This is a genomic window from Deltaproteobacteria bacterium HGW-Deltaproteobacteria-6, from assembly GCA_002840435.1.
GTDB lineage: Bacteria > Desulfobacterota > Syntrophia > Syntrophales > Smithellaceae > UBA8904.
In genome coordinates this window covers 105624-124998 of record PHAT01000009.1, presented here as the reverse complement: position 1 = coordinate 124998, position 19375 = coordinate 105624, and the positions used below count along the sequence as shown (strand labels likewise).

Annotated in this window: 13 protein-coding genes and 2 rRNA genes; 7 read left to right on the top strand and 8 right to left on the bottom strand. The window is 51.0% G+C overall.

From position 1 onward, the window contains the following. From CVU71_17360 to CVU71_17350, 3 genes are all read left to right on the top strand, one after another. Nucleotides 1-308: ribosomal RNA gene (locus tag CVU71_17360) — 23S ribosomal RNA — on the top strand; the annotation flags it as partial. A gap of 93 nt (nt 309-401) precedes the next feature. Continuing rightward, a 5S ribosomal RNA gene (gene rrf, locus CVU71_17355) occupies nt 402-517 on the top strand. Then, nucleotides 506-739: a hypothetical protein gene (locus tag CVU71_17350; protein PKN17296.1), complete on the top strand. Its 234-nt coding sequence runs from the start codon at nt 506-508 to the stop codon at nt 737-739. The genes rrf and CVU71_17350 overlap by 12 nt, the downstream gene beginning before the upstream one ends. A 101-nt stretch (nt 740-840) precedes the next feature. Here CVU71_17350 and CVU71_17345 read toward each other — a convergent pair whose 3' ends face one another. Further along, complete coding sequence (locus CVU71_17345) at nt 841-2217, bottom strand: hypothetical protein (protein PKN17295.1); 1377 nt, start codon at nt 2215-2217, stop codon at nt 841-843. Nucleotides 2218-2574: 357 nt separating this feature from the next. Here CVU71_17345 and CVU71_17340 point away from each other — a divergent pair, with 357 nt between their 5' ends. Together CVU71_17340 and CVU71_17335 are read left to right on the top strand one after the other, a co-directional pair. After that, nucleotides 2575-2862, top strand: a complete 288-nt coding sequence (locus CVU71_17340; protein PKN17294.1) for a hypothetical protein — start codon at nt 2575-2577, stop codon at nt 2860-2862. A 312-nt stretch (nt 2863-3174) separates the two neighbouring features. Next, nucleotides 3175-4479 carry a hypothetical protein gene (locus CVU71_17335; GenBank protein PKN17293.1) on the top strand — a complete coding sequence of 435 codons (1305 nt, stop codon included), beginning with the start codon at nt 3175-3177 and terminating at the stop codon, nt 4477-4479. Nucleotides 4480-4628: 149 nt separating this feature from the next. Here the strand turns inward: CVU71_17335 and CVU71_17330 are convergent, their stop codons facing one another. The 4 genes from CVU71_17330 to CVU71_17315 are packed head-to-tail and all read right to left on the bottom strand — an operon-like array spanning nt 4629 to nt 8269. Continuing rightward, on the bottom strand, nt 4629-5462 hold the full coding sequence (locus CVU71_17330; protein PKN17292.1) for a hypothetical protein: 834 nt from the start codon (nt 5460-5462) through the stop codon (nt 4629-4631). A gap of 56 nt (nt 5463-5518) precedes the next feature. Continuing rightward, entirely contained in the window at nt 5519-6754 is a 1236-nt protein-coding gene (locus tag CVU71_17325; GenBank protein PKN17291.1) for a sodium:proton antiporter, read from the bottom strand. A gap of 5 nt (nt 6755-6759) precedes the next feature. Then, the gene (locus CVU71_17320) at nt 6760-7527 is read right to left on the bottom strand and encodes a D-alanyl-D-alanine dipeptidase (GenBank protein PKN17290.1); all 768 of its coding nucleotides are present in this window, start codon (nt 7525-7527) and stop codon (nt 6760-6762) included. A gap of 16 nt (nt 7528-7543) precedes the next feature. Next, nucleotides 7544-8269 carry a hypothetical protein gene (locus CVU71_17315; protein PKN17289.1) on the bottom strand — a complete coding sequence of 242 codons (726 nt, stop codon included), beginning with the start codon at nt 8267-8269 and terminating at the stop codon, nt 7544-7546. Nucleotides 8270-8425: 156 nt separating this feature from the next. On the opposite strand from CVU71_17315, the gene CVU71_17310 reads away from it, so the two are divergent. Beyond that, nucleotides 8426-9187 (top strand): AAA family ATPase, encoded by a 762-nt coding sequence (locus CVU71_17310; GenBank protein ID PKN17288.1) that lies wholly within the window; start codon nt 8426-8428, stop codon nt 9185-9187. A gap of 49 nt (nt 9188-9236) precedes the next feature. Here CVU71_17310 and CVU71_17305 read toward each other — a convergent pair whose 3' ends face one another. The 3 genes from CVU71_17305 to CVU71_17295 form a co-directional block, all read right to left on the bottom strand. After that, on the bottom strand, nt 9237-9602 hold the full coding sequence (locus tag CVU71_17305; GenBank protein PKN17287.1) for a hypothetical protein: 366 nt from the start codon (nt 9600-9602) through the stop codon (nt 9237-9239). Between the two features lie 161 nt (nt 9603-9763). Then, nucleotides 9764-11878 carry a penicillin-binding protein 1C gene (gene pbpC, locus CVU71_17300; protein PKN17286.1) on the bottom strand — a complete coding sequence of 705 codons (2115 nt, stop codon included), beginning with the start codon at nt 11876-11878 and terminating at the stop codon, nt 9764-9766. Nucleotides 11879-12136: 258 nt separating this feature from the next. Next, nucleotides 12137-17845 (bottom strand): alpha-2-macroglobulin, encoded by a 5709-nt coding sequence (locus CVU71_17295; protein PKN17285.1) that lies wholly within the window; start codon nt 17843-17845, stop codon nt 12137-12139. Nucleotides 17846-18155: 310 nt separating this feature from the next. On the opposite strand from CVU71_17295, the gene CVU71_17290 reads away from it, so the two are divergent. Continuing rightward, complete coding sequence (locus CVU71_17290; GenBank protein ID PKN17284.1) at nt 18156-19067, top strand: hypothetical protein; 912 nt, start codon at nt 18156-18158, stop codon at nt 19065-19067. Nucleotides 19068-19375 lie beyond the last annotated feature (308 nt).

The following is a 19375-nucleotide window of genomic DNA, read 5'->3' as shown; positions in this document are numbered from 1 at the left end:
AGTTCGGTCCCTATCTGTTGTGGGCGGAGGATATTTGAGAGGAGCTGTCCCTAGTACGAGAGGACCGGGATGGACGAACCGATGGTGTTCCAGTTGTCGTGCCAACGGCATAGCTGGGTAGCTAAGTTCGGAAGGGATAACCGCTGAAAGCATCTAAGCGGGAAGCCCACCTCAAGATAAGATATCCCTCTTGATGGAGACATCAGGACTAAAGACCCCTTGTAGACTACGAGGTTGATAGGTCAGATGTGTAAGCACAGTAATGTGTTCAGCTAACTGATACTAATCGGTCGTGCGGCTTGACCATAATAATTATTAATATATATGGTCTCATATTTAAATCGTGCTCAATTTTCAACAATACGATATGCATTGTCATGCAATTTTATAAAGAGATAAATTTCGGTGGCTATCGCGAGGAGGTCACACCCGTTCCCATCTCGAACACGGAAGTTAAGCTCCTTCGCGCCGATGGTACTGCATGGGCGACTGTGTGGGAGAGTAGGTGCTGCCGGATTTAAAACATGAAGCCCCGCTGAATTTTCAGCGGGGCTTTTTTGTTGTGTGCGATTCTGTAAAATGTCACCGGCATTCGCTGAGCTTTGCATATGCGGAGTGTATCCGGCTAATGCCGGATGCTCTTCAGCTTCAGTCACTGCGGCCTGTGAAAAAGTTGGCCTCACCCCTGAAGCTTCGCGCGCCTTGTCTCTGGCGCGTTTTGCGAGGACGCCGAATTTAGTTCTAATTTATAACGGATTTATGACTATACATAATATATCTTGGCTATAGGTCATCATCCGAATTGAGGAATACGGGAAGCAGTGGTTAAATGAAATACTATCAGAATTTAATCAACTCAGAATCGCCTTTTATGTGAAGTACAGGGTCCTGATTTCTATTTTGTCGTCGGGCAGCGTCCTGAACTTTCGGCTTAAGATAGGAATAGAGTTTTTTTGCTGTGACAGCTCCCGCGTTGTCCCTGGCTTCACCGCTGACACCTTTGAGAAAATAATATGTAAATGTTCCATGCCCCTGTTCTTCAAGCGTGCTGGTGATCTGGTTGCCTTCGGCTGCAGCGAAAACAGTCAATCTATCAGGAATCGTCAGTTTATCGGAAGTCAAAACAAGAGGGCGTGCGCCCTTTGCCAGTATGGATCTGCCTCCCGAACCGGAGAAACACGCATCTATTATGACGATCACCTCTTGTGCTGGAAGGGCGTTCAGTTTTGAATAGAGCCTGCTGATAGGGTAGCCGGTGTTTTCCAGGAAGTTTGGATCACCATCGTAGGGCAGTAGGTATGCCTTTCCGGTTTGTGGGTCGGGTGATCCATGTCCGGAAAAGTAGAAAAAAACGCGGCTGTTCTTGTCCGTATTTTTCGGCAACCAAGTCTCCACAAATTTTTCGATTGCTTTGTACCCGGCTCTTTCACCGCTCAGGTGGACAACATTGCGGCTCGGGAATCCCATTGCGAGAAGATGATTTTTCATCGCTTCTGCGTCTCGCTCTGCAAATTGCGCATCGGGAATCTCCAGATATTTGCCAATACCTACGACTACGGCAAAATCATTATTTCTCTCTGAAAGCCGGTAAGCAGGCTTGTCAATATCCGATACGACTGTAACGGCCTGCATCTGCTCTTTTTGCCCTTTGGAAGCTGAGACAACCTCCTTTAACATCTCCTTCATTTGCTGCGCTCGAAGGTTTTCCAGCGCCTGAGCCCGGTCTGTTTCCTGCTGCCGCATCCTCATGTCCACCCGGGCATCCGATACAAGTTGGGTCAGTTTGTTCAACCTCTCATCTTCAATCCGCCTCAGATCTGATCTGCCGATGAAGAGATGGCCGGATTGGCATTGAATTCTGAATTTCGTACGATTCTCATCCACCCGGTCAAGGTCTATATGACAGGTGCCGGGTATCATCGGATAATCAAGATCAATCTGATTCTCCGTTGCCCTCGTTACAATGATATATTTAGCGGGAAATTTCGAAACGATCAGATTCCTGATCATATCCATCGGCAGTTCAAACTCCTGAGAAGCACCCGGCCCTGAGCTTGCTTCCGCAACGCCGGCGCCACCGTAAAAGCATAACCTAAAAAGAAAAATACCAAACACGATCATTGCAAGTCGCGATTTTTCACTTTTAATGAATCCTTCACATCTTTGCCGAAACCTTCTCATACTTGCTCCTTCCTTGCTTTGGAAAGATCCGTGCATGCTTATTTAGAGCAGAAGGACGCTGTTACTTTAGAGACATCCTGTTTCTCTTGTGACAACATTACAGAATTTATAGCATAATGAAGGACTAAAATAAAATATTAGTAACGGTTTGACGTTAAGCATTTTCCTTAAGATCAGCGGTCTGTTAATAACGGGAAGTATGCTTTTGCAATTTATTTTTACGTCTGCTGCCGTTACAGTTAATTTTCTTCCCAAAATGGAGAATTTATTATTGACAATAGAACGAACGTTCTATATAGAAGAACCATGGCAAAATAAAAGAAATAGCCCTTGCGGAGTGTTTGTGCCGCTTTTGTGTGTTGAGAAGGGGCGATTACCGTTGGTTTTAAATAATTGAACGTTCCGGAACACAATGGAGAAAAAGGCTGTCAGGAAAGATCCGATCCGCCGGCGGGAACTCCGGCGCATAACCTGGTTACGGGTATTGAATACATCGGACCGAAAGAACCGTTCTACGTTCCAGCCCCTTGCCGGGTAGTGGAATTGATGATTAACGGTGAGGTTTGCGCGGGGTTTCCGTCGCCGGCAGAAAAAGAGTTTTGCGATAATATTTCTTTCGACGAATATCTGGTCGAGCATCGAAGAACTCTATCCTGCTTGCGGACTCGGGGAATTCCATGACCGGTGCGGGCATCATGGAAAAGCGTCACCGCACAGCAAATGATAAATATTATTTAATACAAAATATTACTAATTCTTACAAATAATACAAAAAAATATTTACAAAATCTTCCGTAAATGTTAGTTGGCAAATGGTCAAGTTAACACAGGCCGTTACGTTAACAGCGTAATACGCGGCAATCCATTATTCTGAATTAGTGTGTTAATTGGTTCATTATCATTCGTCAGGATGACGGGTTTGCCATTACAGAACGATTATCAATAAAAACCCTGTGTTTGGGTTAAAAATTAGATGGGATTCAGGAGGAAGAAATGAAGAGATTTTTGGTTGTTTTATCAGCGCTGGGGCTGATTGCAGTCTTCAGCACAACGGTATTTGCCGCGGACATCAAGATCAGCGGTGAATTCTACGCCGCAGGGATGTATGCAAACGGTACGTCTTTACAGAAGGCTACGGGACCTTCGACCGCTTTTTATTACCAGCGGTTAAGAGTCCAGACGGGTTTTGTGGTTTCTCCCGGGTTGACACTCATTACACGTTTTGACGCGATGGAGCGGGCATGGGGCGCGGCCAGAACTGCAGCCGGAACAGCACTGGCTCTCGATTCTGCCGGTACGGTCGCTGAAAAGGAAAATTTTGTTATCGACTGGGCTTACGTCAATTATAAAGCGCCCATTGGTACTTTCGATGTCGGCTACATGAACTATGGAAGCACGGGTACAATTTTTGCCAACAATAGCGCCCCTCAGGGAAGAATCAAATATTCTTTACCGGCAGGTCCGGTAACGATTAATACCGCTATTTCCAAAGTAAAAGAGAAAAGCAATACAGCTAAGGTTGCTTCTGCCAATGCTGATGCAGATAGTGATGTCTATCATCTTGAAGGCGTTTATGCCTGGAAAACCGGTCGCGCGGGTCTGAATGTCAATTACTACCGCAATGCCGAGAACAGACCGGCAAACAACTATGGTTTGCAGTACTATCTTTTCACACCATACGCTATTGCTAAAATCGGTCCAGTGGCCCTGCAGACCGAAATTAACTATGCCGTTGGCCAATTAAAAAGTTATGACAATAATGCAACGAACGTCGATTTGCAAAACTGGTCCGGCTGGCTTGACGCTACAGCCGATTTAAAGATGGCTTACATTGGCGCTACAATCGCATACGTATCAGGCGATGATCCCACCACCGGTAAACAGGAAGGCGGCACGATTAATGGTGGTCGTGACTGGAATCCCTGCCTGATCATGTTCAACTATTATGATCGGGGCCAGTGGTACGGCAATCTTACCGGTTACGATGGCGCAATCGACAACGGTGTTATGTCCAATGCCTGGTTCTTTCAGGGCAGGGCCGGTGTTAAACCGATCGACAAGTTAAATGTTCTGGCGTCTGTTTCTTATGCTTTTGCCGATTACAAACCCGCTCAATATCTCAACAAAGATTACGGATGGGAAGTTGATTTAACGGGAACATACAAAATTACCAATAACCTGTCTTATATGCTGGGTGTTGGTTACTTCAACACCGGTGGTTATTATAAAGGAAAGTCTGATGCCAATAATGTCGATAATAATTATCTGGTCCTCAATAAGCTGACACTGACTTTCTAAATAAGGTTGCAGCGTAAGATTATAAGTGCCTCGAGTAAAAATCAGAAACCCCGCGGGAGAAATCCGGCGGGGTTTCTTTTGATATGAAAAAGTCAGGGGCGCCGGACACAGCCGTCAGTCTGGTGATTCCCGGAAGCGCCGGTCTGGCTTCATTTGCTTTCCTGCTCGATAAATTTCAACGTATTGTTAAAGCTGAACACACCCGGAACCGCGACATAATTTCGATATTCTTCTTTAACAGCCGCTTGTTTGTCGCTGTTGCCTGATGAATCACTCACTCTGACAAAATAATTTTTCATGGCGACAAGCGCGTTTTGGTCGGTAACAATGCCATGGCCCGGAACCAGCGTCCTTATCCGGTATTTTCCGGACAGTACGTCAAGAACTCTCATCCATGAAGTGACATTTGTTCCGCTTTGGGCAACGAGGGCGGGGTGCCATTGATGGAATACCAGATCTCCGGTAACAAGGAGCTTACGATTTTCAAGATAAACAACGACGTCATTCCAGGTGTGTGCCCTGCCCGTATTATAGATATGCACGGTTTCAGCGCCGATTTTTATTATTTTTTCTTCACCGGGTGCAAGCGGGATATCGGGATATCTGCTGTATTTTTTTCCATCTTCATCCCACTGTTTTTTGCTGTATGCACCGGCAATGATGGTCGCCTGCGGATAAAGCGCATTGCCGCCGACATGATCAAAGTGGCTGTGCGTGTTGACAATCGTAATGTTTTTTGCCTTGACGAAATTTTTGAGCGTATCGGCAGCCCCTTTCATTTTGGTATCCACGATTAGCGCGCTTGACCCGTCTTCGGAAGTCAGCACAATGGAATTGCCGCAGCCAATGTAAATAGATAACCGGGGATCGATGATGATGGTCTCGACCGCCATAAATGTCTGATAAGCACGCCAGAAATAAACACCGCCTGCTGCAATAACAACTACAATAATCAACCCAACAATCAGCAATGCTTTTTTCATGCTCCTCCTTCAACCCTTGAACCGCTTGTGCCCCGCAGGGGTATGAACCCACCGCTTTACCCTTTGTCTTCCATCCAATCCTGTCCGCCCAGGACGCGGGCGACCATCATGCTCGAAACATTATCGCCTACGGCATTGAGCATTGTGGCAGGGGCGTCCACCAGCGTGCCGACCATGGTGATGAGTGGAAACGCTTCCGGCGGAAAGCCGTACAACGATAATATCAAAAGTTCGCCAATCGTGCCGCCGCCGGGAATGCCGCTTACAACGACGCCGGTCAGAAGGGCGATGCCCAGAGCCGTCAGAATCGTATCGATGCCGGTAAACGGCATTTGAAAGATGCCGAAGAGAAAAGCGATTTTCAGGACGGCGGCCAGACAGGATCCTTCCATGTGGATGGTCGCGCCGATGGGAATGACGACTTCGCTGATGTCTTTAGGCACGCCGATTTTATCCGCCGCCTGCAGGTTGGAGGGAATCGTGGCCATTGAACTGCCGGTAGCCAATGCCGTGACGGATGCCGGGATAATGTTGCTCCAGAATTTTCTAACGCCTGCGGTGCGCGAGGCGAGAAATGCATAGAAAGTGAAGGCGATAAAGAAATACAAAATAGCCGCCGGATAATAAACGGCCATCGCGCGAGCGTAGGAACCCAGAAGCTCCGGGCCGAAGACGCCGACCAGATAGGCAAAGTAGGCGCAAAGGCCGATGGGCGCGTAATACATGATGAAGGATATCAGCTTCATCATGACGTCGTTGGCTGAAACCAGAAATCCGGAAAAGGCTTTTCCTTTTTCTCCGACGGCGGATGTGGCCAGACCGACCCCGATGGAGAAGATAATCAGGGCCAGCATATTGTTCTTGGATAAAAGACCGGGAAAGTCCGAAACGGTTAAGGCCCCGACGATTTGATTGCCTGTCTTGAACTGCTGAAGGTCAACGGTTGCGGGCATGGGGATGCTAACCCCGGAAGCGGGAGGATAAAAAATAACGGCGGCAATCATGACTAACGACGCAATGAGGCCTGTGATGACGAAGATGACGATCATCACGGAGAGAATTTTTCCCAAACGCGTCAGGTTGGTCATGGAGGCCACGGTTGCGGAAATGGAAAAGAAAACCAGCGGCACGATGGCGGTAAACAGCAGGTTTAAAAATATATCACCCAGCGGTTTGAATACGGCGGCATCCTTTTGATAGAGGATGCCGAGGACTGCGCCGAGGATGATCGAAACAACCAGGATCATCGAAAATCCATAGGATTTCAGAAATGGCGGCAAATTCTTTTTCATGTTTTTCACTTCACCGGAAAGTTAAAATACGTGTCGGGATAAGGTTCGTTATTAAGAGTGAAGTGCCACCACTCCTTATCGTAGTTTCTGAAGCCGTGTTTGGCCATCAGGGTTTTTAAGAGCAGCCGGTTGCCTCTTTGCTGCGTGCCGAGGTTTTTGTTTTCCGGATGGGACAGCTCATCGAAACAGTCGAAGCCCGTGCCCATATCCAGGGAGTTGTCCGCAAAGCGAACACCCGCGGGCATGGTGCATTCTTTGAGCGGCTGGCCCGCAACATAGGAAGGTTGAATGGGCGCCGGCAATGGCACGATGGTCAAATCAACCGTGCTGCCCCGGCTGTGGCCCGAGCGGCTGTCAATGTAGCCGTCGCGGAAAAGATGGCGTTTATCGACGGTGGGGTAAAACTCTTTTTTTGTTCTGGTGTCGTTAATGTCTTTGGCCCAGCGCACAAAGTGATTGACGGCCTGCTGCGGACGATAGCAATCGTAAATTTTCAGAGTCATGGAAAACGGTGCCAGGTCTTTTTGCACCCTGGCCAGCGCCTGAGCCGCAGGTTTGGTCAGAATGCATGTCGGCGCCAGATAACCGTCCACCCGGACGCCCAGAAAATTGTGCTCGCCGAAATAGCGGATATCCAGAAGGGCGTCAGGCACAACCTTTTCAATATGAACAAACGTATCAGGCATGGCATCAGCGCACAATGATGCGGACGGCGCCGTTGCCGCAAGCAGCACGGCCGCCAGCATAGCGGTAAGGAACAGTTTAAATTTCATGGCAAGAACCTCCTTGTTATTGAGCATCAGGGTTGATGAGAATGGCAGGAGCGGCCGCAGGATCAAGCCAGGCCAGGATTTTCAGCATGTCCTCTTCGGACACGGCGACGCAGCCCGCCGTTGATGATCCTGAACCGGCCCAGATATGGAGGAAAATCGCGCTGCCGTAGCCTTTGATGACCGGATCGGTATTATATTCAATGACCATTCCGTATTGATACAGATGATCGTCGCGTTTCATTTTTTCGTAGGAGAGAGCCCGGGTCTCGTTTTGCTTGACCCAGCGGTTGTAATCCGGTGCGCCGACATCATCAACCCACACATCGTCCGCCATTGCCTGACGGTAGGGCATTTTAGTGACGGCCGATGCCGTATATCCGAAAGCTGTTCCCAGCCGGTAGAGACCGGAAGGCGTTCGTCCGTCTCCTTCCCGTTTCTGGCCTGACGGCGCAAAGCCGTTTCTGCCGACAACGGCGTCGATGGGTTCCATGGCCTGACGCCAGGTGGAATCCTGTTTTTCCAGGACGTAAACTTTTCTGGACGCAAAAAACAAAAAACGCTCATCCGTGACAAGAAGAATCTGTCTGACGTTTTCCGAAAGGCCGGCTTTTGCGGACGAAGTTGTCCTGTCGATGACGGAAGGGCGCATCGCACACGCGGATAAGATCAGGACAACCGTCAGGAGCAATAAAAAACGGATATCGGGGAAATATTTTTTCGTTTTCTGAATTGTACGGATCATGAATGGATTTGTAATGTAAAGTTTTTAATTTTTCAATCAATTTGTGGAGATGATTCGCTGATCTGCAGGAAAAGCGGCGGGGCGGGCCGATGGATACACTTGATATAGCAGCGGGGTTATTATATAGATAACAAAATTGACGGAGTTTTCCTTCCCATGCATCTGAAAAATGTGACACTTCATTGCCGCACCTATCCAACGTATGAATGGTATCCCTTTACGTTGCCTCTGATGCAGCAAAAAAGAAAGATGGATTTCGAAACGCCGGTGACGCTGTTTGTCGGTGAAAACGGCAGCGGCAAGTCCACGCTGCTTACGGCTTTAGCGAAAGCCTGCGGGATTCACATCTGGCGGGACCAGGCGAAATTAAAACCCGACTATAATCCCTATGAGGAAAAACTTTCCGAGTTTATTGCGGTGGAGTGGGAAAACGGTCGTGTTCCCGGTTCTTTCTTCGGATCGCAGATATTCCACCATTTTGCCCAGCTGCTGGATGAATGGGCGGCGGCCGACCGGGGGCAACTGGATTATTTTGGCGGCAAATCATTGACCACGATGTCGCATGGTCAGTCATTAATGTCTTTTTTCCGGAACCGCTATGCGGTCAAAGGGCTTTATTTACTGGATGAGCCGGAAACCGCCCTGTCGCCCCGGTCTCAAATCGAGCTTCTGCACATCATCAGGGATATGACGGCGGACGGCCACGCACAGTTCATTATCGCGACGCATTCACCTCTGTTGCTTGCTTGTCAGAACGCGGTTATTTATTCATTCGACGGTAAGGAAATTGAAAGCATCCGCTATGAGCAGACAGAGCATTACCGCCTTTATAAAAGTTTTATCGAAGACAGGCACCGTTTTTTGCGGAAAGGTGCCGGGACACGGATGGCGCACCGGAAAAAGGAAAGCGGAGAGTAAATGACGCCCATGAGGATGAATTTCCGGCCGGACGAAAAAATGCCGGTATTTAACGCAAAGCGGTAGTTTTATAATGTTGCCTGAAGTCCAGCAGTTGCTTGACGTGCGATTTTTCCTCGTTGATAATTTTTCCCATCATTGCCTGACCCTGGAGATTGACCAGTTTGCGGGCATTTTCAAAATAATCGACAACATCCATCTCAATGTCGATCATAAAAACCAGGGCGTCTCCCAGCGTCTGAATTTTGGGTGTTTTCCGGACTACGTCCAGTCTGTTGAAAATCCTGTCTTCAAGCAGCTGATGCTTCTTGTAATCAAACGGATCAGCGCCTGATGGCTGTATTTCCGGTGATTCGGGCAGTTGCTCATGCAGTCTTTTGTAGAATTCATAATGGCCGGTTTCCTGGCGCGCCATGACTGAAAATATTTATTTTTTTCAATTTCGCATCATTCAACCGGTCGGCCAGCAGCGCGTAAAATTTCTGCCCCGCTTCTTCAATCTCGATGGCATGCTTTATAATGTTTTCCACGCTGTATTTAGGCATGATTACCGCCCCCCTTTCATTTTTGTTGGATCTATCTTACTTCAAATTGCACCGAATCAACAATCACATTTTGCTTATTGGTGATGGCCAATACATGCTTGCCGGCTTTCGGCGTCCAGAGAATGGTTGTTCCCCGGTCTGCCAATAGCTTCTCGTTCAACGTCCAGCGCAGGGAATCCTCTTTGCCGGTCTGCGCAACAAACCCGACTTTTTGCAGATGATCGGGAATATCGGGATCGAGCGCGATGATGGTTCCGGAGGGTGGATAAATAATGCGATGATTTCTCCGAACAATGCCTGCCGGATGGCGATCCGGCTCGGTTCCGGCCAGAAACCATTCCGGGTGATCTTCTCTTCCGGCCAGTGAAATCCTGCCGAGGCCTTTGGGTGCTTTTGGATGGAAGCCTGCGTTGTGGCCATGCAGATCATTCATCACGGCGCTCCAGACGGGCGCCGCTCCGGCGATGCCGCTCACATTCCACATGGAGGCCCCTGAAAAATTCCCCACCCAGACGCCGACTGTGTACCGGCTGGAATAACCGATGCACCAGTTATCCCGCATATCCTTGCTGGTGCCGGTTTTTACGGCCGTCCAGAAACGTGTGGCCAGCGGGTTTTCCAGACCGAACGTATCGCTGCGCGCATCGCGGTCCGCCAGAATATCCGACACAATGAAAGCCGTCTCCGGAGAAAATACTTTTTTCCGGGGACCGGCCGGTTGTCCGGGGTCCGGGGTCAGGCGCGCCTGGCGCCACACGCCCCCATTGGCCAGCGCCCGATAGGCATTGGTTAATTCCCAGAGGCTCATGTCGGCCGATCCCAGCGCCAGCGAGAGGCCGTAATAATCGCCCGACTCCTCAAGATGGCGAATACCCAGCTGCCGTAAAATATTCAAAAAAGATTCCGGGCCGACGAGCATGAGCGTCCGCACGGCCGGTACGTTGAGCGATGATGCCAGCGCAAGCCGTAGACTTACCGGGCCGCGAAAAGTCGAATCATAATTTCCCGGCTGATAAATGCCGCCGGGAATGGCAATATCCAGGGGGGAGTCATCCAGGACGGACGCGGCCGTGAGAATGCGCCGGTCGAGCGCCGTCGCGTAAAGAAACGGTTTGAGGGTTGAGCCGGTTTGCCTTGGCGCCTGAATGCCGTCAACAAAGGTTCCTGCCGACGGTTGGCTGCTGTAACTGACATAAGCCAGGACATCGCCCGTTTTATTATCCAGAACCAGCAGCGCGCCCTGGCTGACGTTCTGGTCAGCAAGCGCGTCCACCTGGCGTGCCAGTTGTTCCGCGGCGAATCTTTGCAGCCGGGCGGAAAGGGTGCATTGCAGATGGGTTCCGGCCGGCTGGTTTTTCAATAGCTGTCTGGCCAGATGCGGCGCCAGATTGGCACGCGGCTTTATGTGATCAATCCCCGGGTAAATTTCCTGAACTTTACCTAGTGCGATTGGCGCCGGTACGGGCCATTGCAGGCGCTGGTTCAGATGAAGCACTCTGGCTTCCAGCGCTTTGACGTTTGCATTGGGCGCACGGATGAGGGAAGCGAGAACCAGCGATTCCGGCTGGTTCAGACCATGAGGATTTTTTCCGAACAAGCCCTGCGACGCGGCGGCGATGCCCGTGTATTCACCACGGAAGGTCACCAGGTTCAGATAGGCTTCCAGAATTTCTTTTTTCGACCAGCGTTTTTCGATCTCGCGGGCCATCAATATTTGCGTTGTTTTTTGCTGCAGTGTCCGCTGCTTTGTTTTGATCGCAGTGTTCTTGTTTAAAAAAGAAGCCAGCTGCATGGTAATCGTGCTTGCTCCGCGCAAACCGGAGCCGGACAAAAATCCCAGCGCCGCCGCGCCGAACGCCTGGTAGTCAACACCGGCGTGGGAATAGAAGCGTTTGTCCTCGGAAAAGATGACGGCTTCTTTCAGAGACGGGGAAATATCGTCAAGCTTTGTCCAGTCCAGTCTCCGCCCCTGTTTGTCGGTGCGCAATTCATACAACAGCTCGCCATGCCGATCCAGAAGCAACGAATCCGACTTGACATGCGCTGTCCGTACTTCTTCAAACGATGGCAGAGCATAAGCATTGTCCGCCGGAAGAATGCCCAAAGCCAAAACCGCAAATAAGTATTTAAACAGATTATTCATCATTAACTTTCAGGACGCCGTCCTGTCAGACTGCATCATAACCAGGTTATGTCATTTCGAACGCAGGGAGAAATCCATGTCCCGAGCGTAGGGAGGGATCTTAAGATTCCTCATCCCACCGATGCGGGATTCGGAATGACATTATTTGCTATTGTGACAAAACTTACGTTGGGCCGAGTCTTTTGGACTCGACCATTCCCTGTAGCTGCATGCAGCGCCACGTTTTTTCCTTCAGTCTTCAGACTTCAGACTTGAACCTGACTACCTCTCCACCGTTACCGCTGCATTCGGCCACTCTCCCAGCATTTCCGGGAAATACATCGCTTCCACCCGGGTAGCGGGCAGCTGGAAAGTGCCGCTGGCATTGAGCCTGACCGTGTATTCGACGCGCCACTTCCCTTTGGGGACATATTCATAGTAGGCGCGAAACGCCTCAAACGTGCGTTCTTCAAACGCCGGCCAGACCCGGCCTTCATTCTTCTCACCGGCAGTCAGGATTTGTGAATCCCGGCCGAGGCCGCCGCCCAGTATGGTCGTTCCCGCCGGCACCGGATCATTTACCACTACCCAGGTCTGATCCGCCTGAGCCTCCAGATCAAGACGGACGCGCAGAACGTCGCCTTTTGTCCAGTGATTCGGCCGTTTCTGCGACACGGGAGAAATCGTTTTTGTAATCTTGTAGCCGCTGGAAAAAGGTTTGACAAGCGGTATCGCAGCTGTGCTTGTGACGGTCAGCCAGGGTTTACCGGCGCCTGCATGCGATATGCTGATTGGCGATTTTCTCTGAGGCCAGGCTAATCGTTCAGATCCGCCTTTGGGGTTGGTCTTCCAGTTGAGCGTCCTGCTTTGCTGGCCCAAAGTGGTGGCGGTTTGACCGGCCACCGGAACCGATTCAAAGGTTTTGGAGAATTTTTCCATTGCCAGAACGCCCCAGGCATTGGCCAGGGTCAAATCCCAATGGCCTTTCTTTTGCCTGGCCAGCGCGCCCTGTGCAAGCCTTGGCATATCTTCCTTCCAGGAGGGTTCATTCATCAGCGTGATCAGTGCGCGGACGGCATTGACGTCCACTGACACCATCAGCCACCAGAGAACATCCGATCTTTCCGTGGAAAACCCCATGGTCGTGCCCTGAAAATTCAGTCTGGAACGCAAAATCTGCTCGGCCTCTTTCACGCGCGCCGCGTTATCGCGAATGTCCGGGATATTGCGCAGGATATTGCGCCAGTCGATCACGGCCGAGGTCGGCCATAGATTCGGTTCGATGCTGATTGAGTCCAGCATGGCGACAGAGGCTTTTCCATCACGGGAGAGGGCTTCGATGGCCGATAGTTTGCGGATGCTCAAGTCCGCAGCAGGAAACCACGAAGAACAGGTGGCTTTTCCGGCAATAAAATGCGTGAGGCCGTTTTGCATTTTTTGTTTGGCATTTTCCGGAATGGGCCAACCCGCTTCATCGGCAATGGCCAGAATATAAGAGGTAAGCGTGGGAGAGCCGCATAAAAAACTCAACGGGAAGAATTTAATCAGTCCCGTATTGTCCAGATACGCGGGCAGTTTGCCCATAGTCTCCTTCCAGAGCGCTTCATCGCGAAGCGCCACGGCCACGGAGACTTTTTGTTCCATGCAGGAGTAAGAATACTTTTTCATATAATCCGTGACCCCGTCGAGTCCATCCGATATTTTCGGTTTCAGGGTCGTTTTCACGCCGCCCAGCCCCGGAATGGCAGAAGCCGGCCGCTCCACCTCCAACTGATAGGGTTTGTCGAGCTGGGTGATCGTGGCCTGATAGGTTCTTACGGGCGTGGCGGGAACAATGTTTTGCGTGACTCTGATCCGGTCGGTGGTGCCGGATTTTGCGTCTTTCGCGTCAATGGTCCATGTCATTTTTTCAATGCCGAAAGGCGCTGTTGTATTCCAGCCGATTTCCTTGGATTCCCCTGCGGCAAGCGTCGCGCCAAGCGGCATAATCTGCCATTTCATTTCGGCAACGGAAGCGGAAAGGGTAACATCCATGGGCTGTTCCGACGTGTTGCGAATGGTAAACCCGGCGAAGTATTTGTCCCCTTCGCGAACGACAGGAGAAAGGCCGGAAAGAACCATCAGGTCCTGGGTGGACCGGATCGATGTGTGTCCTGTTCCGAAATAACCCGCGCCGGCCGTGGCTACAGCCACAATACGGAAGCTGGTCAGCGAATCATTGAGCGGCACATCAATTGAGGCTTCGCCTCTAGCGTCCAGCGTGACGCGTCCCTTCCATGACAGCAGCGGGTCAAACATTTCGCGGGTGGGTTCGTGGCCGGAAGCCAGTCCTCCGCCACCCCCCTGCGCCAGGGCCTTGAGGCCGAAGTGACGTTTGCCCACAACCTGCATCTGTGCGGTCGCGGTTTTTACGCTGGTGCCGCGCCGTCCCATCATCGCCTGAAGCAGCTCCCAGCTGCGGTTGGGCATTAATTCCAAAAGTCCTTCATCAACTGCCGCCACCGCTACTTCACTGCCTGCAGGCGGCGCCTGGCCCTGTGCGGTCAGCGCTTTTATTTTTACTTTTACTTTGTCGCGGACCTTGTAGACTTTGGTATCCGTGGTGACGGACAATTTCAGTTCATGATTTTTCCAGCCGACGTTGATTTCGGCAATGCCGAGTTTATAGGCCGGTTTACCCAGGTCAACCTTGCTTCCGGGCTGGATGCCCGCCACACGCCCCCGCACGACAAGCGCTGAGACGAAGACATTGGGTGCGTAGGACGCTTTGACCGGCACCTCAATGATTGGATTATTCCCGGAGACGGGTTTAATCCAGGCATCCAGAATTCCTTCGCGCTCTATGGAAATCAGCGCGGTGGCCTCGCGAAACGGCATCCGCACCTGAAAGACCGCCTTTTCGCCCGGCTCGTAGCGCTTCTTTTCCGCGATCAGATCAATCCGGTCATGATCGCTTGCATCAAACCACCAGTCTTCCTTATCCGCCACCCAGATGTCCCGATTGGCGACGGTCTTGCGGCCGGTTTGGTCGGCGCTCTCCGCCTGTAGAATAACATTGCCCGAAACAGGGGATTTCGCTTCGCAAACAAGCAGGCCGCGCGCGCCGGTTTTCCCTTCGCAAATCAGGCCGATTTTTTTGATTTCGGTTATGTGCTCGTAGGCGTAAAAGCCGCCGATCAGCCTTTTCCGGTGGGAATAATTTTTCCTCTCCAGAATATCCACTTTTACTTTCGCGCCGGTTACGGGCGCGCCGGAAATATCGAGAACCGCAACCTGAAATTTAAGTTTTTCTCTGGAGGATGCCCAGGAATCCGGCTTGATGCCGATCAGATATTGTGAAGGCCACAGGGGGACGCGCGACGAGACTGTGGAAATTTCTCCATTGGGATCGGCAAATTCCATCTCGGCTGCCAGTTCGCGGGGAAGGTCTGCCTGCGGCAGCCGGTCGATGTTGACACGGAGCGATCCGGCCGCATCCAGAACAATATTCCGAAGGGGCAGCTTTACCGTTTTGCCACTGTCGCTTTCCTCGCTGTCGTCGGACGAATAGTCACCGCGCCTTTTCACGCCGCTGGTAATGCCGCCGTTGGCAAAAGTGAAATCATCATAACTCTCAAAAGATGAGAGGTGTTTGGGCCGGACTTCCGCGCGCATTTTAACCGGCAGATTTCCCGCGCCGCTGCCTGCCAGATATTGCACGCTCACGTCCAGTGCCGCTTCACGCGCTTTGATCAGAGGTTTGACGGGCGGTTTGATGGCGCCGCGCATCAGCGGAATCCGGTATTCCTCGACGCGGAAATTACCGGAAGAAAATGATTGCAGATGAATATCGTATCGGCCCAGCTTGGCTTCTTTAGGAATGGCCCAGGTAGTTTCGGCAACGCCTTTGGCGTCCCATTTCAGGGGGAATTCATATTTCTGCCCGCTGCCGGAATGCGTAATAGTGGCCTTGGCGGGCCAGCTGGTCTTCGGACTGAAACGGAAACCGGAGGAGGTATGTTCACGGAGGATATGCTTCATATGCACCGTGTCACCCGCGCGCAGGAGCGTCCGGTCGAAAACGGTATGGGCGATGGTCGGCGCGGGGTGAAATTCCTCAAGGAGCTGAAAGCGCCAGGGTTCAATACCCTGATCCCAGCTGGAATGCACAAAGGTCAAATCAGCGCCGCTTTGCGCCGTGATGAACAGGCCGCCCTGCAATCCCGACAGCTGGTAGCTTTCATCATAACGCCAGTCGTGGTTTTCATCTTCCTTAAAGGAGCAATAGGGCAACTTGTTTTCGTCGGTTAATTTGCGTTTAATGGAGGCGATGCCTGCGGAATCGGTTTTTCCCTGCCAGATAATCTTGTCCTGACAGTCCCGAATGGTTACATCCGCGCCCTTGACAGGTTGTGCGCTATCCAGCGTGGTGACCCACACCAGCGATGATTCACGGCCCTGCTTAAAATGAGCGGCCAGGTTGGTCACCAGCGCTGTTGTCTGAACACGCATGGGTAAATCTTTGTCCAGGAGCGCCTTGCCCAGCACGTGGCTTTCCAGTTCGACGACATAAAACCCGGGCCCCCCGAGAGGAACGCCGATGACCTCAAAGGCCTTGGCGCCGCCGGGCTTGGGGAGAGAAAAACTTTTAACTGCGGGGCTGCCGGTGAAGATGGATTGCGTACGCGATACCGTAGCGACTTTGCGAAGCCATGCCTGAAGATCTTTACCCCGGTCTGTCTTGATATTCATAATTTTTCCGGAGACGTCTCCCGCTGCATTAAGCGTTGACAGTTTGAGGGATGCTTCCAGATTGCGGACGGTGACAGGAAGCAGCGCGCCGGTTTTGGACTCCAGAATGCCGAAACGTCCGGAAAACTTTGCCAGCGGCGGGTAATCGCCGGTGCGGACCGCGAGCGGGAATTGATTGGCGTTGACCAGTTTTCGCGAGGCGTCATCTTTCAGGCCGGGCGGCAATTCCAGTGTGAATTTTGCGTTTTCGGGAAACGGTCCGGCGAATGTAACCGAATAGATGTATGCTTGATTTTGATCAAATTGCGCTTTCCAGACTGCTTTATTCGAAGCGGCGGCCAACTTCTTTCCCGTGGGTGCCGGCAGTGTTTTGGGATCGGATGCCCGCAAAATGATTTTACCGGCCTGCTCTTTCGAGAGCGGCGCAGTGAAATTAAGCGTCATCGGCAGGAAGGGAATGCAGCCCGCCTGTGGATTTTCCCGGTCACAGGAGAATTCCGCCATAAACTCTTTGCGCGTTTCATAGGTGAAAATCTGATCCTGCGAGGTGGCCACACCGGTTTTGGATTTTACCCCTTTGCCCCAGATGAGTCTGACAGCGGTATGGTTGGGAAATCGCTGTTTGCTCTGGATTAAAACAACAGGCGGTTCGGCGCCCGCGATTTTCCCGCGTTGCGCTCTTTTGTAAAAGGTTGCCGCCAGTATTTTTTCTCTGTCCTTCCCTTCGATCAAACGGATGCCGATCGCGCCTGCAATACCTTCGACGGAAAAGGATGCATGTTCCAGAACGGACCGGGTATCCGGTTCGGCGTCCAGTGTCAGAATAAAAATCTGTTCCTCATCGATGGTGTTGCCGTGATAGGGATTTGTCCGGATGATGGCGGGGCCGCCCGTGGAAAAAGTGAAAATCTTCTGTCCGCTAAGTTCAATGCCTGCAAGATTCTTCAGGCCCGGTTTCAGTGAAAATGTACAGGAAATGCCTGCGGGAAGATCCGCGTTGAAATCATAAATCCAGTTCTTGCCGTCCGCCCAGCGCCCGGCGCCCGGAGCGGGACAGGCGATATCAAAAGGGTCGGTCAGACTGCGCGGGTCGCCAAAAGGCACCATCTGTCCGGAAAAGCGGACGCTGACCTGGCGGATGCCTTTTACCGTTCCCTGAGGGCTGAAAAAATCCACGGCGGGTAGTTCACCGGCAAATCCCGAAAGATTTAAAAAAAAGGATAAGAAAAGAATTATCACGGCGGATAAGATACGTTTCATAACGTTTCTCCTTTTAAGAAAGGTCAAGGATCGAGTGACTGGGTGTTAAAACAGTCGAATAATACGTGAATCCGGCTTGACGGTCAACCTCTAATAAATGTTGAATGTGCGCAGGAGACTTCCAATCAGAAAAGATTTTTTCGTTCATGTCCGGCCCGGCACACGGCGCCGGGCTTGCCTCTTTGCACCGGCAATATTGATTTCCCCAAAAAATAATTCAGGAATTTGGCTGGAGATATGATATAGAACTTTGCATATTAACGTGATGAATTAGATTGTTTATTTAACATTTGAATAGAGGAGGTATTTTATGAAGTCGTTGCATAAAGCGGGAATTTCAATCGTCATCAGCATTATTCTTCTGTGCGCCGGCATCAGTTTTGCCCAAGAGAACAAGGACGGCAAAGTCGGTGTGTCGGAATGGACAAAGATTATCGAATCCAAGGTAACGAATCAGGTCGGCGACAAGGGATTGGTGAATTATGAGGATGGCTATATAGAATCTGTCGGTACCGGCGCTCCTCCGGAGCAGTATTACGGAAAGCCCCAGGCGCGTCCCATGGCGTTGAGGGCGGCGCAGGTTGACGCACTGAGAAATCTGCTGGAAACCGTGCAGGGTGTCCAGATTGATTCTAAAACAACCGTTAAAGACTTTGCCGTGGAGAGCGATGTCATCAATACGGCCATCAGCGGCATGGTGAAGGGCGCGCAGATTGTAAAGAAGGAATATTTGTCGGACGGAACAGTGGAAGTAACTGTGCGCATGCCCCTGTCCGGTGTGGCCAAAGCGGTTCTTCCTCAGGCCATTGCCGATGATAAAAAGCAGGACATGAAAGAGCATAAACCCGTGCCTTTTTCCAAGAAGTCCGCGCCAAGGGATGAAGTTTATACCGGTCTGGTAATCGATGGCCGGGGTCTTCAGGCCCGTCCGGCGATGTCTCCTAAAGTCTTTGATGAAAACGGCGCTGAAGTTTACGGAACCCTCATCGTCAAAAAGGACTACGCCATCCAACAGGGTATTTGCGGTTACGCCCGTGACCTGACCGCCGCGCAGAGTAACGCCAGAGTGACAAGCAGTCCGTTGACGGTCAAGGCCATCCGTGTGCAGGGCGCCGGAATGTCGGAATTCGTCATCAGTAATGAAGATGCCAAAAATATCCGTTCTGCAAAAGATAACCTGACCTTCCTGCAGAAATGCCGGGTGATGGTGGTTCTGGATTAATCATTTCATTCGCTCAGCGATAGGCACGCAGATATCTTTAAAGATATGATTTAAATCAACGAAGGCCGCTTCATCATTGGATGGAGCGGCCTTTTTGCGTGGATGCTGCTGATACCAAGTCGCATTCAAGTCATTGCGAACAGACCCTCGGTCTGCGGGGCAATTCATTTTTATGTCATATCGACCAACGGGAGATATCTTTATTATATGTTGGATTTCTTAAGATTCCTCATCCCGACTGTATCGGGATTCGGAATGACAATTGTTACAATTACGACACAGGCTGCAAGTCGGGAACGCTTGACCTG